Genomic DNA, 25,126 nt, shown 5'->3' on the forward strand with positions numbered 1-25,126 from the left:
CAACGAAGGGCTTTTTCGTTGACAAGACCATTTTATTTGTACAATCGTACAAATCTCCCTGCTGTCGTCGACGGGACCGCGCGCTTGCGCCGAATGGTCGCCCAACGTCCGATTGACAACGGGGTTGCAGAGGACGCCATGTGGCCGCACGGCATGGCTTGTCCGCGAGTTAAGCGCGGCAAGGACCGGGCACTCGGTTCAGGGCACAAAAGTCAGGAATTAAGGGGAGGGAGATCTGATGTTCGTACGCAAACCATTTTCTTGGGCCGCCGCGGTGGCTGCCATCTCGGGCCTTGCTGCCGTCGCGCCTGCGAAGGCGCAGGACACCGTCAAGGTCGGTCTGATCCTGCCGATGACCGGCGGCCAGGCCTCGACCGGCAAGCAGATCGAGAACGCGATCAAGCTCTACATGCAGCAGAAGGGCGACACCGTCGCCGGCAAGAAGATCGAGATCATCCTCAAGGACGACGCCGCGATTCCCGACAAGACCAAGACCGCCGCGCAGGAGCTGATCGTCAACGACAAGGTCAACTTCATCGCCGGCTTCGGCGTGACGCCCGCCGCGCTCGCGGCCGCGCCGCTCGCAACGCAAGCCAAGATCCCGGAGGTCGTCATGGCGGCCGGCACCTCCATCATTACCGAGCGGTCGCCCTACATCGTGCGCACCAGCTTCACGCTGGCGCAGTCCTCCACCATCATCGGCGACTGGGCAGTCAAGAACGGCATCAAGAAGGTGGCGACGCTGACCTCGGACTACGCGCCGGGCAATGACGCGTTGAACTTCTTCAAGCAGCATTTCACCGCCGGCGGCGGCGAGGTGGTCGAAGAGGTGAAGGTGCCCTTGCAAAACCCTGATTTCGCGCCGTTCCTGCAACGCATGAAGGACGCCAAGCCCGACGCGATCTTCGTGTTCGTGCCGGCGGGGCAGGGCGGCAACTTCATGAAGCAGTATGCCGAGCGTGGTCTCGACAAGGCCGGCATCAAGGTGATCGGACCAGGTGACGTCACCGACGACGACCTGCTCAACAACATGGGCGATGCCGTGCTCGGCACGGTCACCGCGCATCTTTACTCTGCGGCGCATCCTTCGCAGATGAACAAGGATTTTGTCGCCGCTTACAAGAAAGCGTTCGGCAACCGTCCGGGCTTCATGGCCGTGAGCGGCTATGACGGCATCCACCTGATCTACGAAGCGCTGAAGAAGACCGGTGGCGACACCAACGGCGACAAGCTGATCGAGGCGATGAAGGGCCAGAAGTGGGAGAGCCCGCGCGGCCCGATCTCGATCGACCCCGAGACCCGCGACATCGTGCAGAACATCTACATCCGCAAGGTCGAGAAGGTCGACGGCGAGCTCTACAATGTCGAGTTCGCGACCTTCGAGGCCGTCAAGGATCTCGGCAAGACCAAGAAGTGACGCGCTCTTCTACACCTCTCCCGCTTGCGGGAGAGGTCGGCGCGAAGCGCCGGGTGAGGGCTCTCTCAATACGGGGATTGTCTCGTTGCGGAGATACCCTCTCCCCAGCCTCTCCCGCAAGCGGGAGAGGGAGCACAGCAGCCTACTCCGCTAGACCTCATATTTTCTCGACAACGACCCGTCATCGATGACCGCAATCCTCACCAACCTGTTCGATGGCGTTGCCTACGGCATGCTGCTGTTCGTGCTCGCCTGCGGGCTCGCGGTCACGCTCGGCCTGATGAACTTCGTCAATCTCGCCCACGGCGCCTTCGCCATGGCCGGGGGCTATGTCTGCATGGTGCTGGTCAACCGGATGGGCTGGCCGTTCTTCGCCGCGCTGCCGCTCGCCTTCGTCTCCGCAGCCGCGATCGGCATTGCGCTCGAACGCACGCTCTACCGCCACCTCTATGCGCGCAGCCATCTCGACCAGGTGCTGTTCACGATCGGCCTGACTTTCATGTCGGTGGCGGCGGTCGATTACATCCAGGGCTCCTCGCGCGTCTTCATCAATTTGCCCGCCGCGCTTCAGGGCCAGTTCGACGTGTTCGGCGTCGGCATCGGCCGCTACCGGCTGATGATCATCGTGATCTGCGGCCTGCTCACCATCGGCCTGCAGATGGTGCTGGCCAAGACGCGCTTCGGCAGCCGTCTCCGCGCCGCCGTCGATGATCCCCGCGCCGCGAGCGGCCTCGGCATCAACGTGCCGCAAGTGTTCGCCTTCACGTTCGCTTTTGGCTGCGGGCTCGCCGGCCTCGGCGGCGCGCTGAGCGCCGAGATCCTGGGCCTCGATCCGTATTTTCCGCTGAAATTCATGATCTACTTCCTGATCGTGGTCACCGTCGGCGGTTCGTCCTCGATCACCGGGCCGTTCCTGGCCTCGCTCCTGCTCGGCATCGGCGACGTCGCCGGAAAATATTACGTGCCGAAGATGGGCCCCTTCGTGATCTACACCATGATGATCGTGATCCTGATCTGGCGCCCGAACGGCCTGTTCGGCCGCACGGCCACGCGTTGAGTCCGCCGATGAGCGCTTCCTCCGACGTCGGTCATCACGCCCAGCGCCAGGCGCGCTGGCATTACGGCGAAGTCGCCTTCTGGCTCATCGTATTGGCCTGCGGCTTCGCTTTTCCCACGCGCTATCTGATCATGACCGACATCCTGCGGCTGGCGCTGTTCACGATGTCGCTCGATCTCATCCTCGGCTATGCCGGCATCGTCTCGCTCGGCCATGCCGCCTTCTTCGGCGTCGGCGCCTACGCGGCGGGACTTCTCGCGCTGCACGGTATCGTCAAAGAGCCCGTGCTGGCGCTGATCGTTGCCGGCCTTGCGGCGATGGTGCTCGGCTTTGCCACCAGCTTCCTGGTGATCCGCGGCGTCGATCTGACCCGGCTGATGGTGACGCTCGGCATCGCCCTGCTGCTGGAAGCGCTGGCCGAACGCTTCTCCAACATCACCGGTGGCACCGACGGCCTGCAAGGCATCGAGATGCAGCCGATCTTCGGCGAGATCCCGTTCGATATGTTCGGCAAGGCCGGCTTCTTCTACTCGCTGGCCGTGCTGTTCCTCCTGTTCCTGCTCGCCCGCCGCGTCGTGCATTCGCCGTTCGGCCTGTCGCTGCGTGCGATCAAGAACAATCCGCTGCGGGCCGCCGCCATCGGCATCCCGGTCAACCGCCGCCTGATCGCGATCTACACGCTGGCGGCGTTCTATGCCGGCATCGCAGGCGCGCTGTTCACCCAGACCACCGCGATCGCCTCGCTCGACGTGTTCGCGTTCGAGCGCTCCGCCGATTTGATGCTGGTGCTGGTCATCGGCGGCACCGGCTATCTCTATGGCGGGCTGATCGGCGCGGTGGTGTTCCGCATGCTCCAGGAATTGTTCTCGACCATCACTCCGCAATACTGGCAGTTCTGGATCGGCCTCGTGCTGGTCGTGATCGTGCTGATCGGCCGCCAGCGCCTGCACCGCTGGGTGCTGTATGTGCCGAACCTGATCATCAAGCAGGTGGCCGGGCGCAAGGCCGTCGTCGCCGTGCCGGAGAGCGACGCATGACCATCGCGCTCGAAACGAAGAATCTCGAAAAGCAGTTCGGCGGCCTGCGCGTCACCCGCGATCTGTCCTTGAAGATCGAGCAGGGCGCCCGCCATGCCCTGATCGGCCCGAACGGTGCCGGCAAGACCACGGTCATCAACCAGCTCACCGGCGTTCTCAAGCCGAACTCGGGCGGATCCTGCTCGAAGGCCAGGACATCACGGATCTGCCCGTGCACAAGCGCGTGCTGCGCGGCCTGTCGCGCACCTTCCAGATCAACCAGCTCTATCCCGACCTGACCCCGCTCGAGACTATCGGCCTTGCCGTCTCCGAACGCCTCGGCCATGGCGGCGACTGGTGGCGGCGGATGGGGACGCGCAGCGACGTCAACGGTGAGGTCGCCGATCTGCTCACGCGCTTCCACCTGCTCGACGTCATGAACGAGCAGACCGTGACGCTGCCTTATGGCAAGCAGCGTCTGCTCGAGATCGCGGTGGCGATCGCGGCCAAGCCGCGCGTGCTGCTGCTGGACGAGCCCGCCGCCGGCGTGCCCGAGAGCGAGCGCCATGACATTCTCGCGGTCGTCGGCGCACTGCCGCGCGACGTCACCGTGCTCCTCATCGAGCACGACATGGACCTCGTCTTCTCCTTTGCCGACCGCATCTCGGTGCTGGTCTCCGGCGCGCTGCTCACCGAGGGGCCGCCAGAACAGGTCGCGCGCGATCCGCAGGTCAAGGCGGTCTATCTTGGCGAGGAGGCGGTCAATGTCTGACCTGCTCGCGATCGACTCCCTTCGCGCCGGCTATGGCGAGGCGGTGGTGCTGCCCAACATGTCGCTGCGCCTCGCCGAAGGGCAGGTGCTGGCGCTGCTCGGCCGCAACGGCACCGGCAAGACCACGCTGATCAATTCCATCGTCGGCGTCACCCGCCGCTTCTCGGGGTCGGTCGCGCTTGCCGGCGCAGATGTCACCTCGGTCCGGCCTGACCAGCGCGCGCGCGCCGGCATCGGCTGGGTGCCGCAGGAGCGCAACATCTTCCGCTCGCTCACGGTGGAAGAGAACATGACCGCGGTGGCGCAGCCCGGCCCCTGGACGGTCGAGAAGGTCTACGAGATGTTCCCGCGGCTGAAGGAGCGGCGGAGCAATTTCGGCAACCAGCTCTCCGGCGGCGAGCAGCAGATGCTGGCGATCGGCCGCGCGCTGACCCTCAATCCGAAAGTCCTGCTGCTGGACGAGCCGACCGAGGGCCTCGCCCCCATCATCGTCGAGGAACTGCTCAAGGCGATCGGCACCATCACCCGGGCGGGCGGCATCTGCTCGATCATCGTCGAGCAGAATGCCCGAAAGATTCTGGGGCTGGCCGACCGCGTCGTGATATTGGAGCGCGGAACGATCGTCCACGACGCCCCGAGCGCCGCGCTGAAGGCCGACCCATCCGTTCTGGAGCGCCACCTCGGCGTCGCCGGAGCGGCCGCCCACTGATCTTCGCCTCTCCCCGCAGGCGGGGAGAGGGAGTACAACTTGCGCCACTGAAAGTTCGGGAGAGATAACAATGCAGCGAACCAAAGCCCCCTTCCGCGCCGACGAGGTCGGCAGCCTTCTGCGTCCCGCCAAGATCAAGGAAGCCCGCAGCCGTCTGGAGAAGGGCGAGATCTCGGCCGACGATCTGCGCAAGATCGAGGACATGGAGATCGAGAAGGTCGTGCACAAGCAGGCCTCGATCGGGCTGAAGCTTGCGACCGACGGCGAATTCCGTCGCTCCTGGTGGCATTTTGACTTCCTGGCCAAGCTCACCGGCTGCGAGCTGTTCCACCCGGACACCGGCATCCAGTTCGCGGGCGTGCAGACCCGTCACGACGCAGTGCGCGTGATCAGCAAGCTCGACTTCCCCGACAACCACCCGATGCTGGATCACTTCCGCTTCCTGAAGAAGTATGCCGACCAGGCCCACGTCACCGCCAAGATGACGATCCCGTCGCCGGCCGTGCTGCATTTCCGCGGCGGTCGCAAGTCGATCTCCAAGGACGTCTATCCAGATCTCGACGCCTTCTACGAGGACCTCGGCAAGACCTATCGCAAGGCCGTGAAGGCGTTCTACGACGCCGGCTGCCGCTATCTCCAGTTCGACGACACCGTGTGGGCCTATCTCTGCTCGCAGGACGAACTGCAGAAGGCGCGCGAGCGCGGCGACAATCCCGAGGGCCTGCAGCAGATCTATGCCCGCATCATCAACTACGCGCTGGCCGAGAAGCCCGCCGACATGGTGGTGACGACGCATGTCTGCCGCGGCAATTTCCGCTCGACCTGGATCTCCTCGGGCGGCTACGAACCGGTCGCCGAGACCCTGCTCGCCGGCACCAATTACGACGGCTATTTCCTCGAATACGACAGCGATCGCGCCGGCGGCTTCGAGCCGCTGCGCTTCCTGCCCAAGGGCAACAAGGTCGTCGTGGTCGGCGTCATCACCTCGAAGTTCGGCGAGCTCGAGAAGAAGGACGACATCAAGCGCCGCCTGGAAGAAGCCGCCAAGTTCGCCCCGCTGGAGCAGCTCGCGCTGTCGCCGCAATGCGGCTTCGCCTCGACGGAAGAGGGCAACATCCTCTCGGAGGAAGAGCAGTGGGCCAAGCTCAGCCTTGCGGTGGAGATCGCGAAGGAAGTGTGGGGCAAGTAAGCTCCACGCAGCCTTGACGTGAGTGACGGAAGACCTCTCCACACTGTCACTGTCATTCCCCGCGAAAGCGGGGAATCCAGTACGCCGCGGCTTCTCGATAGGCCACGGACCTCTCGGAGTACTGGATCGCCCGATCAAGTCGGGCGATGACACCGAGTATGTGACTGGCAGCGCCGCGTTCCAGACAGATGGCGGCGATCCCGCCCTCACTTCGCCGCCAGATAGACCTCACCCAGCAACGACGAATTCGACCACGGCACCTGCTTGTTCTTCGTGGTCGAGACCACCTCGGCCCGTACCCGTGTCAGCATCTGCTGCACCTCGAGCCCGGGCGTGCCGATGTGACGCGACAACGCGGCGGAGAACGGCGAGTTCGCGCCTTCGCCGTCGAGCGCGACCTGGCCCGGCGCGGTCGCGTAGGCGATCAGCGTGCCGGCTCCCAACGTCGCGCCGGTGCCCAGGCTCGTTGGAGCTGCGAGGCCCGAGGCACCCTCGATGCCGCGATTGCCGCTGTTGGGCGCGACCTGCTGCGCCATCGGATTGTTGCGGCAGGCGTCGAAGATCAGGATGTTGGTGCGGACCTGGTCGTCGAGGCCGGCCATGATCGTATCAGTCTCGATCATCGCCTCCGTCATGTTCGCGCCCGGCTTGAGCGCGACGTCGACGGGAATGAGATAGTTGCGGCCGTCGACCTGCACACCATGGCCGGCATAGTAGACCATCGCGACCTGCGCCCGCGCTGCCTCGCGCAAGAAATCGCGCGTCACCTTCTGCATCGCGGCGCGGTCGAGGTCGATGCCCTCGGACACGGTGAAGCCGATGTCGCGCAGGCTCTTGGCGATGGCGCGCGCATCGTTGGGTGGATTGGGCAGCGCCTTGACATGCGCATAGGCGCCATTGCCAATCACCAGCGCCATGCGCTTGCCGGGGGCGACCGGTGCGGGCGAGGGCGTCGGCGCCGGCCCCGCCTGCTGCGGAGCGGGGGTGGACGTCGGCTGCGTCGTCGGTGACGGCGCATCGCGCGGGATCGGCGCGCTCGCATCCGTCAGCAGCGACAGCCGCACCTTCGCGGTGGCCTGGTTGGCCTTGCTGCCGGCGTCCGAAGCCACGATCGCCAGCGTCGCCTTGTAGTCGTCCTTCGCATGCGCATAGTCGCCCTTGGCCTCATAGGCGAGCGCGCGATGGATGTAGCCGGAGATCAGCACGCTGTTGGGCGGCGTCATGATGTTGACCGGCGGCCTTTCCTTGGCGAGCCGGATCGCTTCGCTGCCATCGGCGATGGCGCGATCGAGATCACCCTTGGCGCGCCAGATCGCGGTGCGGTTGATCAGCGGCTGCGGCAGCGTCGGATCGAGCCGGATCGCCTGATTGATGTCCGCGAGCGCGCCGTCGAGATCGCCGAGCGCCTCTTTCGAGATGCCGCGGTTCTGGAACGAGAACGCCGATTTCGGATCGGCCTTGACCGACATGTCGTAATCGGCAATGGCCTTGGCATAGTCGCGCTTGCCGCGCCAGGCATTGCCGCGATTGTGGAAGATGATGCCGCTGGGCGGGCCGCGCTTCAGCGCGTCGTCGAAATCCGCGATCGCGATCTCGTACTCGCCCTTGTCGTAATAGGCCGACCCCCGCAAGTTGTAGACCGCCTGGCTCGGCTGGAGCCGGATCGCTTCCGTGGCATCAGTGATGACCTTGGCGTAGTCGCCCTTCTTGTTCCACCCGACCGCGCGCCAGAAGTAGACCGTTGCGAGCTGCTCGGCCCTGAACACTTTCAGCGCGATGATCTTGGTGCAGGCGTCGACCATCTGGTCCGCGGGCGTGGTCTCGGTGGTGCAGAGCGGGCCGAGCTGATTGCGGGCCTGGGCGAAGGCGGGCCCGGACCACGGCGCGACGATGAGCAGGCAGAGCGCGACGAGCAGGCGGCGCATGGCGATATCTCGTGAGAGGAGAAGCGCTTGTTTGTTGCCCGGCGGGGCGCAGGGGTTCACGGGCTCCTGCCCTGGCGCGCGGCCAACCGAGGCGTATCGATCCGCTATTCCCTGAGTGGGCAGAATTTGCTGAGGACACAGGACCCAATCCGTCTGCCCAACGCGTCCCACCGATGAAAAACGACGAAATCCTAAGCCAGATCACCGAGTTCTGCCGCAAGGCGGGCATGGCGGAATCGACCTTCGGTCGGCGCGCGGTGAACGATGGGAAGCTGGTGCATCGGCTGCGCGAGGGAAAGCGCATCACCATCGACACGCTGGAGCGGATCCAGGCCTATATGGCCGCATCGATGGCCGGCGGCGTGCCGCCGCCGCGGGGACTTCAGGTGCCGCCGGAAAAGCGCGACCCGCGCGGCAATTTCCGCTTCTTCGAGAACCGCCAGAAATACCTGCTGTTCGTCCACACCTGCAGCGAGAAGCGGGTGATCGCAGATAGGGTCGCCTTGGAGCTAAGCTCCATCCATCCGCGCCCGCCGGCGCTGCGCCTGTTCGACGCCGGCGTCGGCGACGGCACGGTGCTGGCGCGGGTGCTCCGCGCAACGCACCAGCGCTTTCCCCAAATGCCTTTCTATGTCGCGGGCAAGGAACTCAGCCTCGAGGACCTGCGCCTGACGCTGGAGAAGGTGCCGGACCGCATTTTCGAGCATCCGGCGTCGGTGTTCGTCTTCACCAACATGTTCTACGCGGAGGCGCCCTGGCTGACGCCGGCATCGCCTGCGGCGGCGGCAGCCACCGTCTGGCACGAGGTGCCGCTGCGCGGCGCTTCATCGGGTGAGTTCGAGCAGCAGATCGCGGAACTGCGGCCGTTCTGGAGCAGAATTGGCGCGCCGCGATCAGCCCACGCACGGCCATGCCGCTCTACGAGCGGCCCGTCGTCCTCGTGCTCTATCGCGAAGACCACAGATTTCTCTTGGATTCGACCATCCCGCGGCCGGGTCAGACCGAGGCCGAATTTCGACCTCGTCATCGCATCCCAGCCCTACCGGGCGCTGTCCTCGGTCAATTTCCGGGCCAAGCGGATCATTGCACCCTTGGCGCGGGCGCTCCGGCCTGGCGGCAGGCTGATCGGAATCCACTCCCATGGCCAGGATCCGGGCATGGAAATGATCCAGGCGATCTGGCCTGGAGAAAATCCTTTCTCAGTCAGCCGTCATGAGCTACTGCGTGCGGTTAAGTATGAACTTGGATCGGTGGGCCGCGACTTAAATTTTAATGCTTACGCGGATAACCGTTCGATCTTCAGGTATGATATGGAAGCGCTGCCCAACGAGGTCACCGGCACCATCGGTACCTCGACGGCCTTTGCAGCGTGGAATGCGGCGGTGTATGTCGCTCAGATTGAGGACGACCGGTTGACAGAAATGACTCAAAACGGCCGCACTCTGGATGCCGCCAGGGACGTGCTGCGCAAGTACAATGGGCTCTGGTTTCTCGACGAATCCTACGTCATCTCGCGTCGGCGTGATTGACATCATCAAAAGGTAAACATCGCAAACGCCCGCCGGCTAAAGGCGGAACAAGGGGTTACTGATGCGCGCATCCTATCTCTTCACCAGCGAATCCGTGTCCGAGGGCCATCCGGACAAGGTCTGTGACCGGATCTCCGATGAGATCGTCGACCTGTTCTATCGTGAAGGGCCGAAGGCGGGCATTGATCCCTGGGCCATCCGCGCCGCCTGCGAGACGCTGGCGACCACCAACAAGGTGGTGATCGCAGGTGAGACCCGCGGTCCGAAGTCGGTGACCAACGAGCAGATCGAGAGCGTCGTCCGCGGCGCGATCAAGGACATCGGCTACGAGCAGGAAGGCTTCCACTGGAAGACCTGCGACGTCGAGATTCTGCTGCATCCGCAGTCGGCCGACATCGCGCAGGGCGTCGACGCGCTGCAGCCGGGCGAGGTCAAGGAAGAAGGCGCGGGCGACCAGGGCATCATGTTCGGTTACGCCACCAACGAGACGCCCGACCTGATGCCGGCGCCGATCTTCTACGCCCACAAGATCCTCCGTCTCATCTCCGAAGCGCGCCACTCCGGCCGCGAGAAGGTGCTGGGCCCGGATTCCAAGAGCCAGGTCACCGTGCAGTACGAGAACGGCAAGCCGGTCGGCGTGCGCGAGATCGTGGTGTCGCATCAGCATCTGATCGAGGACCTCACCTCCAAGCAGGTGCGCGACATCGTCGAGCCCTATGTGCGCGAGGCGCTGCCGAAGGACTGGATCACGCCGAAGACGATCTGGCATATCAACCCGACCGGCAAGTTCTACATCGGCGGCCCCGACGGCGACTCCGGCCTGACCGGCCGCAAGATCATCGTCGACACCTATGGCGGCGCGGCCCCGCATGGCGGCGGCGCGTTCTCCGGCAAGGATCCGACCAAGGTCGACCGCTCCGCGGCTTACGCGGCGCGCTACGTCGCCAAGAACGTCGTTGCCGCCGGTCTCGCCGATCGCTGCACGCTCCAGCTCGCTTACGCCATTGGCGTCGCGCGGCCGCTGTCGATCTACATCGACACCCACGGCACCGGTAAGGTGTCGGAGGACCAGCTCGAGAAGGCCGTCGCCAAGGCGATGGATCTCACGCCACGCGGCATCCGCACCCATCTCGACCTCAACCGCCCGATCTACGCGCGCACTTCGGCCTACGGCCATTTCGGCCGCACGCCGGACAATGAGGGCGGCTTCTCCTGGGAGAAGACCGACCTCGTCGAGCCGCTCAAGCGCGCGCTCTAGTTTTAAGCGTCATCCCGGGGCGCACGCGGTACGCGAGCGAACCCGGGATCCTTATCCATCACATCGAGATTCCGGGTTCGCCTCTTTCGGGCGACCCGGAATGACGAGTTCAACAACAGGACACTCGCAATGAACGCGAAGCCCGGCTTCACCGATTACATCGTCAAGGACATTTCGCTCGCCGATTTCGGACGCAAGGAGATCTCGCTCGCCGAGACCGAGATGCCCGGCCTGATGGCCACCCGCGAGGAGTACGGCCCGAAGCAGCCGCTGAAGGGCGCGCGCATCGCCGGCTCGCTGCATATGACGATCCAGACCGCGGTGCTGATCGAGACGCTGGCCGCTCTCGGCGCCGACATCCGCTGGGTCTCCTGCAACATCTATTCGACGCAGGATCACGCCGCGGCTGCGATCGCGGCCGCCGGCATTCCCGTCTTCGCCGTCAAGGGCGAGACGCTGACTGAATATTGGGATTACACCGCAAAACTGTTCGACTGGCACGGCGGCGGCACGCCGAACATGATCCTCGATGACGGCGGCGATGCCACCATGCTGGTGCATGCCGGTGTCCGTGCCGAGAACGGCGACACTGCCTTCCTCGACAAGCCGGGCTCCGAGGAAGAGGAGATCTTCTACGCGCTGGTCAAGCGCCTTCTCAAGGAGAAGCCGAAGGGCTACTTCGGCGAGATCGCCAAGAACATCAAGGGCGTTTCGGAAGAGACCACCACGGGCGTGCATCGCCTCTACGAGATGGCCAACAAGGGCACGCTGCTGTTCCCGGCGATCAACGTCAACGACAGTGTCACCAAGTCGAAGTTCGACAACCTCTATGGCTGCCGTGAATCGCTGGTCGACGGCATCCGCCGCGGCACCGACGTGATGCTGTCGGGCAAGGTCGCGATGGTCGCCGGCTTCGGCGACGTCGGCAAGGGTTCGGCCGCTTCGCTGCGCCAGGCCGGCTGCCGCGTCATGGTCTCCGAAGTCGATCCGATCTGCGCGCTGCAGGCGGCGATGGAAGGCTACGAGGTCGTGACCATGGAAGACGCCGCGCCCCGCGCCGACATCTTCGTCACCGCGACCGGCAACAAGGACATCATCACCATCGAGCACATGCGCGCGATGAAGGATCGCGCCATCGTCTGCAACATCGGCCACTTCGACAACGAGATCCAGATCGCCGCTCTGCGCAATCTGAAGTGGACCAACATCAAGCCGCAGGTCGACGAGATCGAATTCCCCGACAAGCACCGCATCATCATGCTGTCGGAAGGTCGCCTCGTGAACCTCGGCAACGCCATGGGCCATCCGTCCTTCGTGATGTCGGCGTCCTTCACCAACCAGACGCTGGCGCAGATCGAACTGTTCGCCAACAACAAGAACGGTAAGTACGAGAAGAAGGTCTACGTGCTGCCCAAGACCCTCGACGAGAAGGTCGCCCGCCTGCACCTCGCCAAGATCGGCGTCAAGCTCACCGAGCTGCGCAAGGACCAGGCCGAGTACATCGGCGTGAAGCAGGAAGGCCCGTACAAGTCGGACCACTACCGGTACTGAGATTTTCTCCAGCAACGGCACGAAAGCCCCGGATCGATCCGGGGCTTTTTTGTTTGTCGGCCAGAAAACGATCGCTCTCCTAACGGTTGTGGCGAGCCGATTGGCGATTGACGGGCGCCGCCGCCGGTCGGACAATCCGTCCCGGCGGAGGAAACCATGTCCCAAGAACATTTCGACGTCCTCATCGTCGGTGCCGGCCTGTCCGGCATCGGCGCGGGCTATCATTTGCAGACGAAGTGCCCGGGCAAGAGCTACGTCATCATGGAGGGCCGCGACTGCATCGGCGGCACCTGGGACCTGTTCCGCTATCCCGGCATCCGCTCCGACAGCGACATGTTCACGCTCGGCTATTCGTTCAAGCCGTGGACCGACCCGAAGGCGATTGCCGACGGGCCGCAGATCCTGAACTATGTGCGCGAGACCGCCGCCGAGAACGGCATCGAGCAGCAGATCCGCTTCCGTCATCGGGTCAAGCGCGCATCGTGGTCGACGCCGGAGGCGCGCTGGACCGTGGAGGCCGAGCGCATCGCGGGCGAGGGCGCAACCGAACTCGTGCGCTTCACTTGCAATTTCCTGTTCATGTGCTCGGGCTATTACAAATACGAGGCGGGCTACACGCCGGAGTTCAAGGGCACGGCGGATTTCCAGGGCCGCATCGTGCATCCGCAGAAATGGACCGAGGACATCGACTATTCGGGCAAGCGCGTCGTCGTAATCGGCTCGGGCGCGACCGCAGTGACCCTGGTGCCGGAGCTCGCCAAGAAAGCGGCGCAGGTCACCATGCTGCAGCGCTCGCCGACCTACGTGGTGTCGCGCCCCGCTCAGGATCCCGTCGCCAACAAGCTGCGCCGCAATTTGCCGACGCGGCTTGCTTATCACCTGATCCGCTGGCGCAATGTGATGTGGGGGATGTTCTTCTTCCAGCTCAGCCGGCGCCGGCCGGCGAAGGTGAAGGATCTCATCCTTAGAGGCGTGCAGATGGCACTCGGCCCCGACTACGACGTCGCGACCCATTTCACGCCGCGCTACAATCCCTGGGACCAGCGGCTGTGCCTCGTTCCCGACGGCGATCTCTTCAAGGCGATCCGCGAGCAGCGCGCCGCGGTCGTCACGAGCGAGATCGACACGTTTACGCGCGACGGTATTCGCCTGAAGGACGGCAGCGAGCTTGCGGCCGACATCATCGTGACGGCGACGGGCCTCGTGCTCCAGGTCGTCGGCGGGCTCGAGATCAGCGTCGATGGCCGCGCCGTCGATTTCGCCAGCACGCTGACCTACAAGGGCATGATGTATGCCGACGTGCCGAACATGGCTTCCGCTTTCGGCTACACCAACGCGTCGTGGACGCTGAAATGCGATCTCACCTGCGAATATGTCTGCCGGCTCATCAACTACATGGACCGGCACAATTTCCGTCAGTGCCTGCCGCATAATGATGACCCGACGATCACCGCACAGCCCTCGCTCGATTTCACCTCGGGTTACGTGCAGCGCTCGGTCGCCAAGATGCCGAAGCAGGGCTCGAAGCGGCCGTGGCGGCTCTATCAGAACTACGCGCTCGACATCGTCTCCTTGCGCTTCGGCCGGATCGATGATGGCGTGATGAAGTATTCCTGATCTCCGTATGTTGCCGGAGGAACCCGTCGATCGCTTGAGGCGAACCGCGACTTGAAGTAGTATTGTTGCGTTGCATGCAATTTACTTCCGACAGCGCCTGAGTTCCGCGTCGCTGGCATTGATGGGAGCGCGGGACGTGCAGGTGGTTGCTCTGGTCACGCAAAAAGGCGGAAGCGGCAAGAGTACGCTGGCCGTTGGGCTTGCAGTGGCCGCGATGGAGCGCGAAGAGCGCGTCGCTCTCATCGAGGCGGACGCGCAGGGCACCATCTCGAAATGGAAACAGCGTCGCGAGAATTCCTATCCTCGTGTCGAGTGCGTTGCGGATCCGGCGGAGATCGAGCCGGTGCTATCTCGGCTCCAGGCTGAAGGAATTGGGCTCGCAATCATCGACACGGCCGCCACGAATAACGCCTTGGCGCTGCGCGCCATCACCAACGCCGACCTCTGTCTCATTCCGGCGCGTCCGAGCCCGGCCGATATCGAAGCTGCCATCCCTACGCTGTTGGCAATTCGCAGGGGTAACCGCCGGTTCGCCTTCATCCTCAATCAGACGCCCACACGGGGGTGCCGGCTGAGTGAAGCTGCCACGTCGCTCAACTCGCTTGGGGTGCTCGCGCTTCCCTTTATTGGACAGCGCAACGACCATCAGGATGCGCTCGGGGTAGGCTTGGGCGTCACCGAGTTTGCGCCGGACGGAAAAGCCTCGGACGAGATCGTTGGGCTGTGGCGCTGGATTTCGGAACACATCTTCGCGGAGTTGAATCATCATGAGCAAGGCGCGGTCGAGACAGCCTGCTGATGGCGCACGCGCCAGACGTCGGTCGCTGGTGGATCTGACTGCGGCGGTGAGCCGCACAATCGACGAGAGCCTCTTGGAGATGCCGCCTGATCCGGTCGCCGTCCCACGGGGCGATGGACTCCGGAGCGAGCGGGCAGCCAAGAAGGCTGCTCGAAAGACGCCTGCTCGAAAGATGCCTGCGGAGACGACCAAGCCCGCGGCAATCGACGACGTCGCGACGTGCCCGTCTACGGGTTCGACGCAATTCCAAAGTGCCAGCAACACCTCCGCTCTCGCCGTGGAGATCGCCAAAGAGATGCAGACGCGTGCTCTCGAGGCAATGAAGTTAGGCGTGCATACTGCGTTCGAATATACGAAGGATATTGCCAGCCCGGAAAGCGACGTCCTGGACGGAGCTGCCGCTGAGTGCCACGCGGTCGTGCTCGAATTGATGAAAGTGAATGCAGGCGCGACCCTGCAGTATACACGCGAGTTGAGCCGCGTGAGAACGCTCTCGCAGTGGGTCGAGTTGTCGAGCTCACATGCGCGAAAGCAGTATGAGTTGGTGCGACAGCAAGCCGAATTGCTGAAATCATTGACACGCAATGCGAGAACGTCCGGCGCCGAATAGCGCGCATCGGAATCAGGATATCGCCGAGGCTGGGCGGGGCGGCCCGCCCGCCGATGTTGTTTGCGTATTCGGCCGCCCGTCTGAATTGGCCATCCTGCCCAACGGTTAACGCCGGATTAACGGATGGGTCCTAGCCTGTCTCGGCCGGGGTGACTCGCAAGGCCGAGGTGAGCCCAATGGAAGCCCAGAGAATCGCGGTCGACGCCGTCGTCGCGCTGACCGATTGCGACCGCGACGCCGTCATCGCCTTCATCCGCCGTCTCTACCTCGCCGGCGTCACCGATCCCAAGCGCCTGACGTTCAAGGGGCTCCAGGCGCTGTCGCGGGCCTGATTTGGGCGGTTTCGGCCCCAAGTTCCGCTCGAGCGCTCTCCCCAGCGTGATTGCAACCCGGCGGTGAATATCTTGCCGCTCGGGCCCTGTCGGGCTACACGACACCCCGGCTGGGTCACTTGGGATTGGGGAAATGCTGAAACAGCTTTTTGCGCCGCAACTTGTCATTCTTTATGTGCTGGCGGCCTCGACGATTTACGTTCACTTCCGCGGCAAGCAGCGGCTGCGCTTCGCGCGCCAGCTCGGCGATCACTCGACCTACCTCGCACCCTACAACGTGCTGATGTATGCCGGTTCGGCCGTGCCCAACAAGCCGGTGATCTCGGTCGATCAGTTTCCCGAGCTGAAGCCGCTGAGCGAGAACTGGGAGACCATCCGCGACGAGGCGGTGCGCCTGTTCGACGAAGGTTTTATCCGCGCCGCCGCCAAGAACAACGACTGGGGCTTCTATTCCTTCTTCAAGAGCGGCTGGAAGCGGTTTTACCTGAAATGGTACGACGACTTCCTGCCTTCGGCGCGCACGCTCTGCCCGAAGACGGTGGAGCTGCTGAACTCGATCCCGAGCGTGCACGGCGCGATGTTCGCGATGCTGCCGCCGGGCGGCAAGCTCGGCGCCCATCGCGATCCCTTCGCGGGTTCGCTGCGCTATCACCTCGGCCTCGTTACGCCGAACTCGAACAAATGTCGGATTCTCGTCGACGGCGTCGAATGCGTCTGGCGCGACGGCGAAGCCTTCATGTTCGACGAGACCTTCATCCACAGCGCCGAGAATGCGACCGACGTCAACCGCATCATCCTGTTCTGCGACGTCGAGCGCCCGATGAAGTTCGGCTTCATGACCGCGATCAACCGTTGGGTCAGCCATCACATCGTCAAGGCGTCGGCGACGCAGAACGTCGACGGCGAGAATGTCGGCGTGCTCAACAAGGTGTTCGGCAAGCTCTACGAGATCCATCTCGGCAGCCGTAAGGTCAAGGAATGGAACCGCAACGTCTACTATACGCTGAAGTATTCGCTGACGGCGCTGATCCTCGGCCTCATCGTGCTGTCGGCGTTGCGGTGATCGGCGCCTCGCGATGAGCCCCTTGCCGGTCGCGAATACGGAGATCGTGCGGTTCTTCCGCCAGTGGCTGGACACCTTCGCGGGCTATGTCCGCGAGGTCGACTACGCCTCGGCCAGACCGCTCTTCCATCCGGATGTGCTCGCCTTCGGCACGCATAACGATGTCATCCCCGGCCTCGATCAATGGGTCGCGACGCAATGGGACAATGTCTGGCCGAAGACGACCGATTTTCGTTTCGTGCTCGATCAGACCTCGATCCTGGCATCGTCCGACGGCACGATGGTGACCGTGATCGCGCCGTGGACGAGTACGGGCTATCATTCCGATGGCAGCGCGTTTCCACGCCCCGGGCGGGCGACGATGGTGTTCTCCAAGACCGCCGACGGCTGGCTGTGTGTGCATTCCCACATGTCGCTCAACCGCGGAGTGCCTCAGGCGAGCCACGCCAATCGGCCGGTGAAGGCCTGGTAGAGCCAAGCCATCCGGCAGCGTGCGCCGCCGGCTTTATTGGCCGACTAAAGTTTTACACTCTCGTTCCAGTTCGGCCGGAACCCTTGGAACATGATCTCGTTTTTCCTCAACGAATAACCGGTGAAAAATGCGCAACAGGGGGGCTGTTCGAGGGAAACGCTCCCATGGCAACACTCGATCTTGATGCCACCCAACTTACTGAATCCGAGCATCAGCGCCAGCTTCGTCGCGCGGTGATCGCGTCCACGGTAGGGACCGCGATCGAATGGTATGATTTCTTCCTCTACAGCACCGTCACCGGTCTGGTTTTCGCAAAGCTGTTCTTTCCGCAGTCCGATCCCTGGGTTGGCACGCTGGAGGCGTTTGCGATCTACGCGGTCGGCTTCGTCGCGCGCCCGATCGGCGCGGCAATCTTTGGACACTATGGCGACCGCATCGGACGTAAATCGACGCTGATCGCGACGCTGCTTTTGATGGGACTGGCGACCGCAGCAGTGGCCGTGGTGCCGACCTATGCGAGCATCGGCATCTGGGGCGCCGTGATCCTGACCGTGCTGCGATTCATTCAGGGCGTCGGCGTTGGCGGCGAGTGGGGCGGCTCGGTGCTGATGTCGATGGAATGGGCCCGCAGCGACCGATCCCGAGGATTGATCGCGTCATGGCCGCAATTCGGCGTGCCCTGCGGCCTGTTCCTCGCAAATCTCGCCGTGCTGGCGTTCAGCCAGATGGCGGGCGATCAGTTCCTGGCGTGGGGCTGGCGTATTCCGTTCGCGCTCAGCATCATCCTGGTCGGTGTCGGCCTTTATATCCGGCTCGGCATTCTCGAAACGCCGGTGTTCTCAAAGCTCGTGGCCGAACGTCAGGTCGACCGCACGCCGATGCTGACGGTGATCCGGGAATACCCGAAGGAGATCCTGCTGTCGGCCTTCGCGCGCATGTCGGAGCAGGCGCCGTTCTACATCTTCACCGCCTTCGTCTTCTCCTATGGCATCGGCACCCTGCACGTTTCGCGCGACTTCCTGCTGACAGCGGTGCTCTCGGCCTCGGTGCTGTCGTTCGTCTCGATCCCGCTGTGCGGACATATCTCCGATCAGATCGGCCGCAAGAACATGTACATGATCGGCGCTGCCGTGACGGGCATCTTCGGCTTCGTCTATTTCGCGCTGCTCAACACCGGATGGCCAACCATCATCTTCCTTGCGATCATCCTGTCGTTGATTCCGCACGACATGCAGTACGGTCCGCAAGCGGCCTTGATCGCCGAGAGTTTTACCGGACGCCTGCGTTACAGCGGCTCGTCGCTCGGCTATCAACTCGCATCCGTGATCGCCGGCGGCCCGGCGCCGCTGATCGCAACCTGGCTGTTCGGCACGTTCCATTCGGCGACCGCGATCGCGATCTACATCGCGATTTGCGCTATCATGACGCTGGCCGCAACCGCGATGATGACCGACTACACCGGGAAGGATATCAACGCGGTGGGCGCGCATGAGCGGCGAACTTGAGGCCGCAAAAAAAGCCCCGGACGTGACGTCCGGGGCTTTTGCTTTTTCATTGATTTGAGGTCTGCCTATTCCGGCTGGCCGATGCTCACCTTTAGCGTGCCGATGCCGTCGACGCCGCATTCGAGCTTGTCGCCCACCTGGAGCTGCGACACGCCGGCCGGCGTGCCCGTCATGATGATGTCGCCGGCGGCGAGCTTCACCTGCTGCGAGAGCTGCCAGATGATCTCCGGCACGTTCCAGATCAGCTCGGTGAGGTCGCCCTTCTGCGCTTCCTTGCCATTGACCGTGAGCCAGATCTTGCCCTTCGAGGGATGGCCGATTTTCGAGGCCGGCTGCACCGCGGAGCAGGGGGCGGAGCCGTCGAACGACTTGCCGATCTCCCAGGGACGCTCCTTCTTGCGCGAGGCGATCTGGAGATCGCGGCGGGTGAGATCGATGCCGACGGCGTAACCGTAGACGTGGTCGAGCGCCTTGTCGGCGGGGATGTTCAGCCCGCCGCTCTTCATCGCGACGACCAGCTCGACCTCGTGATGCAGATCCTTGGTCAGCGGCGGATAGGGGATGGTTGCGCCGTCGGGCACCAGCATGTCGGCGTGCTTGGCGAAGAAGAACGGCGGGGCGCGCTCGTCATTGCCCATCTCGCGGATGTGCTCGAGATAATTGCGGCCGACGCACCAGATGCGGCGCACCGGGTAACGGCCGCTTTCGCCGACGACGGGAAGCGATGCCTGGGGCGGAAGCGGAATGACGTAGGAGGCGGCGTTCATGAAGCGGTCTCGCGGCTCTTGAGGTTGATAAGGAACTCTATGCGGTTGCGCTGATCGGCGCCAGAGCGCCGGCATCGTGATGTTGCAGGCGGAAGAACGAGGCGTAGCGGCCGGACCGGCGCAAGAGCTCGTCATGCCGGCCGTGCTCGACGATCTCGCCGCCCTCGACCACCAGGATGCTATCTGCGTGCATGATGGTGTGCAGGCGGTGCGCGATCACGAGGGTGGTGCGGTTCCGGCAGAGATGCTCGATCGCCTCCTGCACCTGACGCTCGGACTCCGAATTGAGCGCGGCGGTGGCTTCGTCCAGGAGGATGATCGGCGCGTTCTTGATCAGCGCGCGCGCCACCGCGATGCGCTGGCGCTGGCCGCCCGAGAGCTGCGTGCCGTGCTCGCCCACCGGCGTGTCGTAACCGAGCGGAAAACCCATGATGAAATCATGCGCGCAGGCGGCCTTCGCCGCCTCGATGATTTCCTGTTCGGTCGCGCCTGGCCGGCCGAAGGCGATATTGTTGCGAATGGTGTCGCGGAACAGATAGACGTCCTGGCCGACATAGGCGGTCTGCGCCCGCAGCGATTTGCGCGAGACCGAGTTGATCGACTGCCCGTCGATCACGATCGCGCCTTGCGTCACCTCGTAGAAGCGCAAGAGCAGCGCCAGCACGGTCGACTTGCCGCCGCCGGACGGCCCGACCAGGGCGGTGACCTTGCCGGGCTCGGCAACGAAGCTCATGCGGTTCAGCACCGTCTCATTGGCGCGATAGGAGAAGCTGACGTCGCGGAGCTCGATGCGGGCATCTGACAGCTTCAGCGCCGGCTTGTCGTCGTCGGACTGCTCGCTCGCGGGGCTGTCGACGACCTCGAGCAGCATGCGCGCGCCGACCAGCTGGCTGTTGAGGTCGATGTTGAGCCGCGCCAGCCGCTTGGCCGGCTCGGTCGCCATCAGGAACGCAGTCATGAAGGAGAAGAATGCGCCGGGCGTCGCATTGAGCGCGACCACGGCGTAGCCGCCGTACATCAGGCAGCCGGCGACCGCGAAGCCCCCGAGCATCTCCATCAGCGGGTTGGAGCGGTTGGCGACGCGGGCCATCTTGTTGGCGTTGCGCTCGACGACCGCGATGTTCTCGTCGATGCGGTTCTGCATGGTGTCTTCGAGCGTGAACGCCTTGACCGTGCGGATGCCTTGCAGCGATTCCTGCATCGTCTCCAGGATGTCGGCGGTGCCGGTGAACTGGTTATGCGCAAGGCCCTTGATGCGCTTGACCAGCTTGCGCAGCACCAGCATCGCAGGCGGCACCGCGACGAGGCCGATGAACGACATCAGCGGATCCTGCCACACCATCACGCCGATCATGGCGAGCAGCATCAACAGGTCGCGCCCGATGGCGTTGACCAGCATGTTGAGCACGTCGGTGATGGACTTGGCGCCGGCGGTCAGCCGCGCCAAAAATTCCGACGAATGCCGCTCGGAGAAGAAGCCGACACTCTCGCGCATCAGCTTGGCGAACAGCTGGCGCTGGTTGGTGGCTAGGATGGCGTTGGAGATCTTTGTCAGGATCACCATGTGGCCGTAGGTCGCCACGCCCTTGATGAACAGCAGCACCACCGTGATGCCCGAGAACATCGCGATGCCCGGGATGTTCTTGTCGACATAGGCCTGGTTGATGACCTGGCCGAGCACATAGGTCGCGCATGCGGTTGAGCCTGCGGCGAGCGCCATCAGCGCAAAGGCGACGAGGTAGCGCCGCCAGTAGACGACCCCTTGTTCCATGACCAGGCGGCGAATCAGGACCGCTGCCGCATAGGGATCGTCGGTGATTTTCTTTGGAAACTGGGCCATCCGGTGTCCATTGACGGCGCAGGACAAAGCCTGCCCGCGCGTCAGGGATCGATGGGCCTCTGTGCCCGCTCAAGCGGGGTTTTTCAAGCCCAATTAAGGGCTTGCGCTCGGGATGATTTTAGGCCGAGACGGCGTGGCGAAGCTCGCCATGGCGCTCGCGGAACAGCTTGTCCTCCCACGCCAGCGCATGCGCGGCGATGGTCTCGAGGTCCTCGTATTGCGGCTTCCAGTCGAGCAGGCCGCGGATGCGGCTGGTGTCGGCGACCATGGTCATGATGTCGCCGGGCCGGCGCGGGGCGTATTGCACGGCGAAGCTGCGGCCCGAAACCCGGCGCACCGCGTCGATGGTCTCCAGCACCGAATAGCCGCGGCCATAGCCGCAATTGAGCGTCGTCGAGGCGCCGCCATTGCGCAAGTACGCCAGCGCGGAGCGATGCGCCTGCGAGAGGTCCGTGACGTGGATGAAGTCGCGGATGCAGCTGCCGTCCGGGGTCGGATAGTCGGTGCCGAACACGTCGATCTTGGCGCGCTGGCCGGTGGCGGCTTCCACCGCGATCTTGAGCAGATGCCTGGCGCCGACGGTGGCAAGACCGATGCGCGCCTGCGGATCGGCGCCGGCGACGTTGAAGTAGCGCAGGGTCACATATTGCATGCCGAAGGCGGCGGCGACGTCGTGCAGCATGATCTCCGTCATCAGCTTCGACGAGCCGTAAGGCGACAGCGGCCGCGTCGGCGCGTGCTCGGGCACCGGCACCTGGTCCGGATTGCCGTAGACGGCGGCGGTCGAGGAGAAGATGAAGCGGCCGATGCCGCGCTTGACCGCGACGTTGAGCAGATTGCGCGCGGTCGTGAAATTGTTGCGGTAGTAGCCGAGTGGATCGCGCATCGAATCCGGCACGACGACCGAGCCGGCGAAATGGATGATGCTCTCGATGTCGTGCTGGGCGATCACGCCTTCGAGCAGGTTCTCGTCACCGGCATCGCCAATGAACAGCGGCACGCCTTCCGGCAGATAGGTGGAGAAACCTGTGGAGAGATCGTCGATCACGACGACGTCCTCGCCGGCTTCCGCCAGCGACAGGACCGTGTGACTTCCGATATAGCCGGCGCCGCCGGTGACTAGCACAGTCATGATCTCACCCGTCTCCGATCAACGCGCAAAACTAGCGCTGGCGTGGTGAAGAGGGGGTATCGGCGCGGCTGAACTGGTCACTATGCTTAATGTTGCGTATAGGGGACCTGCTAAACGGAGCATGACGTGGCGAATTTCCCGGGCGATCTCGACGTGATCGTGCCAAATCTGCACAGGCGCTATTCCGGGGTCACCGCGACCAATCGGATGGTGGCGCCGCGGCTGGCGAAACTGTATCGCGCTGCGTGGTTCGGCTCCGATGCGCCGGACGGGATCGCGCGCCTGAGCGCTGCGGATTTCCTGAAGCTATGGCGGCGCAAGACGCCGCTGATCTGGCATGCGCGCCGCAACAACGAGATGATCGCCGGCGTCACGTTGCGCGCGCTGGGCTGGCCACTGAAACTCGTATTCACCTCGGCGGCGCAGCGGCATCACAGCTGGATCACGCGCTGGCTGATCCGGCGCATGGATGCGCTCATCGCAACGAGCGACATCTCGGCATCGTTCCTGAAAGTGAAGGCAACCGTGATTCCGCATGGCGTCGACACCGACGTCTACGCGCCGCCGACAGATCGCGCCGCTGCCTTGGCGGAAGCCGCGCTGCCCGGCCGCTACGCGATCGGCTGCTTCGGCCGCGTGCGCGCGCAGAAGGGCACCGACGTGTTCGTCGATGCGATGTGCCGGCTGTTGCCGCGCTACCCCGATTTCACCGCTGTGATCGTCGGCCAGGTCACGCCCGAGCAGACGGCCTTTGCCAACGACCTGAAGCAGCGCATCGCGGCCGCCGGCCTGCAATCGCGCATCGTCATCACCGGCGAGTTGCCGATCGGCGAGGTGCAGCGCTGGTATCAGCGATTGACGATCTACGCCTTCACCTCACGCAACGAAGGCTTTGGCCTGACACTGATCGAGGCGATGGCGGCCGGCAGCGCGCTGGTCGCCGCACGCGCCGGTGCAGCCGAACTCGTGGTCGAGGATGGCGTCACCGGCGTGCTGATGCCGCCGGGCGATGTCGATGCGCTGGTCGCCGCGCTGGAGCCGCTGATGCGTGATGTGGACGCCGCGACCGCGATGGGCGCGCGCGGGCGGGCAAGGGTGCTCGAACGCTTCAGCCTGGATGCGGAGGCGGCGCGGATCGGCGAGGTCTATCGGCCGCTGCTCTGAACCGGCTTTTTCGCGACCGCCAAACAAAAAGTGCGAAAACAACCCCATGCACAGTAGCCGGGGTCAGCAAAATCAATGGCTTGGCGGTTCATGTTGCCGTTTGCGGATTTTTCGAATTCCGTTTGACTTGTCGGGCAAAACACTGGCAGGATGTCATCATCGGCGCCCGCCCCGATCACGTCGTCGCCCGCGCGCCCACTTCACCCAGCACCCGCTGCGCAATCGCCACCACCTCGCTCGCCGCGATGTCGCGCATGCAGCGGTGGTCGTTCATCTTGCAGATCGTGCTCTGGCAGGGCTGGCAGGACAGTACGCTCTTGTCCTGCACGACGGTCGCGGCGAGGCCATTGAGGGGGGCCCATAGGTAGGGGCTGGTCGGGCCGAAGATGCCCATGGTGGGCGTGCCCAGGGCGGCTGCGATGTGCATCAGGCCGGAATCGTTGGAGATGGCGACGCCGGCCGCGGCCATGGCCAGCACGCCGTTGCGCAAATCGTTGCCGGTGAGGTCCCGCACCCCCGCGCCGCCGGCCGCGACGATTTCCTGAGCGAGGCCCTTTTCCGCGGGGCCGCCGACCACCCAGACCTCCAGGCCGCGCTCGACCAGCAATCGGGCGGCCTCGGGATAGTAGGTCCAGCGCTTTGACACGCCGACCGAGCCGGGGGCCAGCGCCACGGCCGCGCCGGCGCTGAGGCCATTGGCTTGCCGCCAGCGGACGATCTCCTCGGCCGGGACCCGCAATTGCGGCACCGGCCATTCCGGAGGCAGCGGGGCGCCGTCGGGCTGGGCGAGGGCCGCGTTCTTGTCGATGAAACGGGGCAATTTCTTCTCGCCCCAGCGCCAGTGATTGATCAGGCCGAACCGGAACTCGCCGACGAAGCCGACCCGTTCAGGAATGCCTGCCAGCGCGGGCGCTATGGCCGCCTTCCAGGTTCGGGGCAGCACCAGGGCGGTGCCGTAGTTCCGCTCGCGCAGGAGTTTTGCCAGGCTGAGCTGGCGGCCAACTGCAAGCCGGCCGCGCGGCAGGTCCCAGACGATCCCAGCGCGCACGCCGGGCATGTAATCGACCAGCGGGGCGCACAGGGAGGTGGTCAGGAGATCGACCGGCCGGTTGGGCCAGCGCTCCTTCAGGACCCGCACGACGGTGTGATTCCGGACGAAATCGCCGATCCACATGTAGGGAATGATCAGGATCGGGCTTGTGTCGTCCCGGTCGGCATGTCCACTAAGCTGCGAATCTATATTCATTTGTTAATTGGGCCGAAGGCGAGCTGTATGGCCGTTCGGTTAGCCGCTCCGGGCCGGCAGGTAAAGCCGGCTGAGGACCGATCCCAAAACCGCTTACACTTTGGCGGATCATGCGCTACGGCAGGACTGGGCTTTCAGAAATCGGGCAGGTAGGTG

Annotated in this window: 20 protein-coding genes and 2 pseudogenes; 17 read left to right on the top strand and 5 right to left on the bottom strand. The window is 64.1% G+C overall.

What is annotated here, in order from left to right; translation table 11 throughout:
* Positions 1-238: 238 nt before the first annotated feature.
* The 6 genes and pseudogenes from ACSKB8_RS24355 (at position 239) to ACSKB8_RS24380 (ending at position 6,160) form a co-directional block, all read left to right on the top strand.
* Complete coding sequence (locus ACSKB8_RS24355) at positions 239-1,417, top strand: ABC transporter substrate-binding protein (protein ID WP_438106924.1); 1,179 nt, start codon at positions 239-241, stop codon at positions 1,415-1,417.
* A 187-nt stretch (positions 1,418-1,604) separates the two neighbouring features.
* A complete protein-coding gene (locus ACSKB8_RS24360; protein WP_370989860.1) occupies positions 1,605-2,474 on the top strand; it encodes a branched-chain amino acid ABC transporter permease in 870 nt (289 codons plus the stop codon).
* A gap of 8 nt (positions 2,475-2,482) precedes the next feature.
* The gene (locus ACSKB8_RS24365) at positions 2,483-3,511 is read left to right on the top strand and encodes a branched-chain amino acid ABC transporter permease (protein ID WP_438106926.1); all 1,029 of its coding nucleotides are present in this window, start codon (positions 2,483-2,485) and stop codon (positions 3,509-3,511) included.
* Positions 3,508-4,262 (top strand): annotated as a pseudogene (locus ACSKB8_RS24370) (ABC transporter ATP-binding protein). The gene ACSKB8_RS24365 and the pseudogene ACSKB8_RS24370 overlap by 4 nt, the downstream one beginning before the upstream one ends.
* Complete coding sequence (locus ACSKB8_RS24375; RefSeq protein WP_438106928.1) at positions 4,255-4,971, top strand: ABC transporter ATP-binding protein; 717 nt, start codon at positions 4,255-4,257, stop codon at positions 4,969-4,971. The pseudogene ACSKB8_RS24370 and the gene ACSKB8_RS24375 overlap by 8 nt, the downstream one beginning before the upstream one ends.
* Before the next feature lie 70 nt (positions 4,972-5,041).
* A complete protein-coding gene (locus tag ACSKB8_RS24380; protein WP_438106929.1) occupies positions 5,042-6,160 on the top strand; it encodes a cobalamin-independent methionine synthase II family protein in 1,119 nt (372 codons plus the stop codon).
* 206 nt (positions 6,161-6,366) lie between these two features.
* Here ACSKB8_RS24380 and ACSKB8_RS24385 read toward each other — a convergent pair whose 3' ends face one another.
* Positions 6,367-8,085 carry a caspase family protein gene (locus ACSKB8_RS24385; protein ID WP_438106931.1) on the bottom strand — a complete coding sequence of 573 codons (1,719 nt, stop codon included), beginning with the start codon at positions 8,083-8,085 and terminating at the stop codon, positions 6,367-6,369.
* A 173-nt stretch (positions 8,086-8,258) separates the two neighbouring features.
* Between ACSKB8_RS24385 and ACSKB8_RS24390 the strand changes: the two are divergent.
* The 10 genes and pseudogenes from ACSKB8_RS24390 (at position 8,259) to ACSKB8_RS24435 (ending at position 18,821) form a co-directional block, all read left to right on the top strand.
* Positions 8,259-9,614: pseudogene (locus tag ACSKB8_RS24390) on the top strand (hypothetical protein).
* A 61-nt stretch (positions 9,615-9,675) separates the two neighbouring features.
* Positions 9,676-10,872 (top strand): methionine adenosyltransferase, encoded by a 1,197-nt coding sequence (metK, locus tag ACSKB8_RS24395; RefSeq protein ID WP_128932730.1) that lies wholly within the window; start codon positions 9,676-9,678, stop codon positions 10,870-10,872.
* A 129-nt stretch (positions 10,873-11,001) separates the two neighbouring features.
* Positions 11,002-12,423 (top strand): adenosylhomocysteinase, encoded by a 1,422-nt coding sequence (gene ahcY / locus ACSKB8_RS24400; protein ID WP_438106933.1) that lies wholly within the window; start codon positions 11,002-11,004, stop codon positions 12,421-12,423.
* Positions 12,424-12,579: 156 nt separating this feature from the next.
* Positions 12,580-14,040: a flavin-containing monooxygenase gene (locus ACSKB8_RS24405; RefSeq protein WP_438106935.1), complete on the top strand. Its 1,461-nt coding sequence runs from the start codon at positions 12,580-12,582 to the stop codon at positions 14,038-14,040.
* Between the two features lie 136 nt (positions 14,041-14,176).
* Complete coding sequence (locus ACSKB8_RS24410; protein WP_438106937.1) at positions 14,177-14,839, top strand: AAA family ATPase; 663 nt, start codon at positions 14,177-14,179, stop codon at positions 14,837-14,839.
* A 28-nt stretch (positions 14,840-14,867) separates the two neighbouring features.
* Positions 14,868-15,449 (top strand): phasin family protein, encoded by a 582-nt coding sequence (locus ACSKB8_RS24415; RefSeq protein WP_438106939.1) that lies wholly within the window; start codon positions 14,868-14,870, stop codon positions 15,447-15,449.
* A 176-nt stretch (positions 15,450-15,625) separates the two neighbouring features.
* The gene (locus ACSKB8_RS24420) at positions 15,626-15,781 is read left to right on the top strand and encodes a hypothetical protein (protein WP_007612486.1); all 156 of its coding nucleotides are present in this window, start codon (positions 15,626-15,628) and stop codon (positions 15,779-15,781) included.
* A 133-nt stretch (positions 15,782-15,914) separates the two neighbouring features.
* Positions 15,915-16,844, top strand: coding sequence for an aspartyl/asparaginyl beta-hydroxylase domain-containing protein (locus tag ACSKB8_RS24425; protein ID WP_128938827.1), 930 nt, complete (start codon positions 15,915-15,917; stop codon positions 16,842-16,844).
* Positions 16,845-16,857: 13 nt separating this feature from the next.
* Positions 16,858-17,316: a YybH family protein gene (locus tag ACSKB8_RS24430; RefSeq protein WP_128932738.1), complete on the top strand. Its 459-nt coding sequence runs from the start codon at positions 16,858-16,860 to the stop codon at positions 17,314-17,316.
* 164 nt (positions 17,317-17,480) lie between these two features.
* On the top strand, positions 17,481-18,821 hold the full coding sequence (locus tag ACSKB8_RS24435) for an MFS transporter (protein ID WP_438106942.1): 1,341 nt from the start codon (positions 17,481-17,483) through the stop codon (positions 18,819-18,821).
* 65 nt (positions 18,822-18,886) lie between these two features.
* Here ACSKB8_RS24435 and ACSKB8_RS24440 read toward each other — a convergent pair whose 3' ends face one another.
* The 3 genes from ACSKB8_RS24440 to galE form a co-directional block, all read right to left on the bottom strand.
* A complete protein-coding gene (locus ACSKB8_RS24440) occupies positions 18,887-19,588 on the bottom strand; it encodes a fumarylacetoacetate hydrolase family protein (protein WP_438106943.1) in 702 nt (233 codons plus the stop codon).
* A 37-nt stretch (positions 19,589-19,625) separates the two neighbouring features.
* A complete protein-coding gene (locus ACSKB8_RS24445) occupies positions 19,626-21,428 on the bottom strand; it encodes an ABC transporter ATP-binding protein (protein ID WP_438106945.1) in 1,803 nt (600 codons plus the stop codon).
* Positions 21,429-21,546: 118 nt separating this feature from the next.
* Positions 21,547-22,560 (bottom strand): UDP-glucose 4-epimerase GalE, encoded by a 1,014-nt coding sequence (galE, locus tag ACSKB8_RS24450; protein WP_438106947.1) that lies wholly within the window; start codon positions 22,558-22,560, stop codon positions 21,547-21,549.
* 126 nt (positions 22,561-22,686) lie between these two features.
* Between galE and ACSKB8_RS24455 the strand changes: the two genes are divergently transcribed.
* Positions 22,687-23,724: a glycosyltransferase family 4 protein gene (locus ACSKB8_RS24455; RefSeq protein ID WP_438106949.1), complete on the top strand. Its 1,038-nt coding sequence runs from the start codon at positions 22,687-22,689 to the stop codon at positions 23,722-23,724.
* A gap of 175 nt (positions 23,725-23,899) precedes the next feature.
* On the opposite strand, the gene waaF is transcribed toward ACSKB8_RS24455, so the two are convergent.
* Positions 23,900-24,970 carry a lipopolysaccharide heptosyltransferase II gene (gene waaF, locus ACSKB8_RS24460; RefSeq protein WP_438106951.1) on the bottom strand — a complete coding sequence of 357 codons (1,071 nt, stop codon included), beginning with the start codon at positions 24,968-24,970 and terminating at the stop codon, positions 23,900-23,902.
* Between the last annotated feature and the right edge of the window lie 156 nt (positions 24,971-25,126).

The sequence above is a fragment of the Bradyrhizobium sp. BR 1432 genome (assembly GCF_051547705.1).
GTDB classification, from domain to species: Bacteria; Pseudomonadota; Alphaproteobacteria; order Rhizobiales; family Xanthobacteraceae; genus Bradyrhizobium; species Bradyrhizobium zhanjiangense.

Coding starts and splice junctions, on each gene's coding strand:
- ACSKB8_RS24355 (WP_438106924.1), top strand. CDS start 239: ATGTTCGTACGCAAACCATTTTCTTGGGCCGCCGCGGTGGCTGCCATC.
- ACSKB8_RS24360 (WP_370989860.1), top strand. CDS start 1,605: ATGACCGCAATCCTCACCAACCTGTTCGATGGCGTTGCCTACGGCATG.
- ACSKB8_RS24365 (WP_438106926.1), top strand. CDS start 2,483: ATGAGCGCTTCCTCCGACGTCGGTCATCACGCCCAGCGCCAGGCGCGC.
- ACSKB8_RS24375 (WP_438106928.1), top strand. CDS start 4,255: ATGTCTGACCTGCTCGCGATCGACTCCCTTCGCGCCGGCTATGGCGAG.
- ACSKB8_RS24380 (WP_438106929.1), top strand. CDS start 5,042: ATGCAGCGAACCAAAGCCCCCTTCCGCGCCGACGAGGTCGGCAGCCTT.
- ACSKB8_RS24385 (WP_438106931.1), bottom strand. CDS start 8,085: ATGCGCCGCCTGCTCGTCGCGCTCTGCCTGCTCATCGTCGCGCCGTGG.
- metK (WP_128932730.1), top strand. CDS start 9,676: ATGCGCGCATCCTATCTCTTCACCAGCGAATCCGTGTCCGAGGGCCAT.
- ahcY (WP_438106933.1), top strand. CDS start 11,002: ATGAACGCGAAGCCCGGCTTCACCGATTACATCGTCAAGGACATTTCG.
- ACSKB8_RS24405 (WP_438106935.1), top strand. CDS start 12,580: ATGTCCCAAGAACATTTCGACGTCCTCATCGTCGGTGCCGGCCTGTCC.
- ACSKB8_RS24420 (WP_007612486.1), top strand. CDS start 15,626: ATGGAAGCCCAGAGAATCGCGGTCGACGCCGTCGTCGCGCTGACCGAT.
- ACSKB8_RS24425 (WP_128938827.1), top strand. CDS start 15,915: ATGCTGAAACAGCTTTTTGCGCCGCAACTTGTCATTCTTTATGTGCTG.
- ACSKB8_RS24430 (WP_128932738.1), top strand. CDS start 16,858: ATGAGCCCCTTGCCGGTCGCGAATACGGAGATCGTGCGGTTCTTCCGC.
- ACSKB8_RS24435 (WP_438106942.1), top strand. CDS start 17,481: ATGGCAACACTCGATCTTGATGCCACCCAACTTACTGAATCCGAGCAT.
- ACSKB8_RS24440 (WP_438106943.1), bottom strand. CDS start 19,588: ATGAACGCCGCCTCCTACGTCATTCCGCTTCCGCCCCAGGCATCGCTT.
- ACSKB8_RS24445 (WP_438106945.1), bottom strand. CDS start 21,428: ATGGCCCAGTTTCCAAAGAAAATCACCGACGATCCCTATGCGGCAGCG.
- galE (WP_438106947.1), bottom strand. CDS start 22,560: ATGACTGTGCTAGTCACCGGCGGCGCCGGCTATATCGGAAGTCACACG.
- waaF (WP_438106951.1), bottom strand. CDS start 24,970: ATGAATATAGATTCGCAGCTTAGTGGACATGCCGACCGGGACGACACA.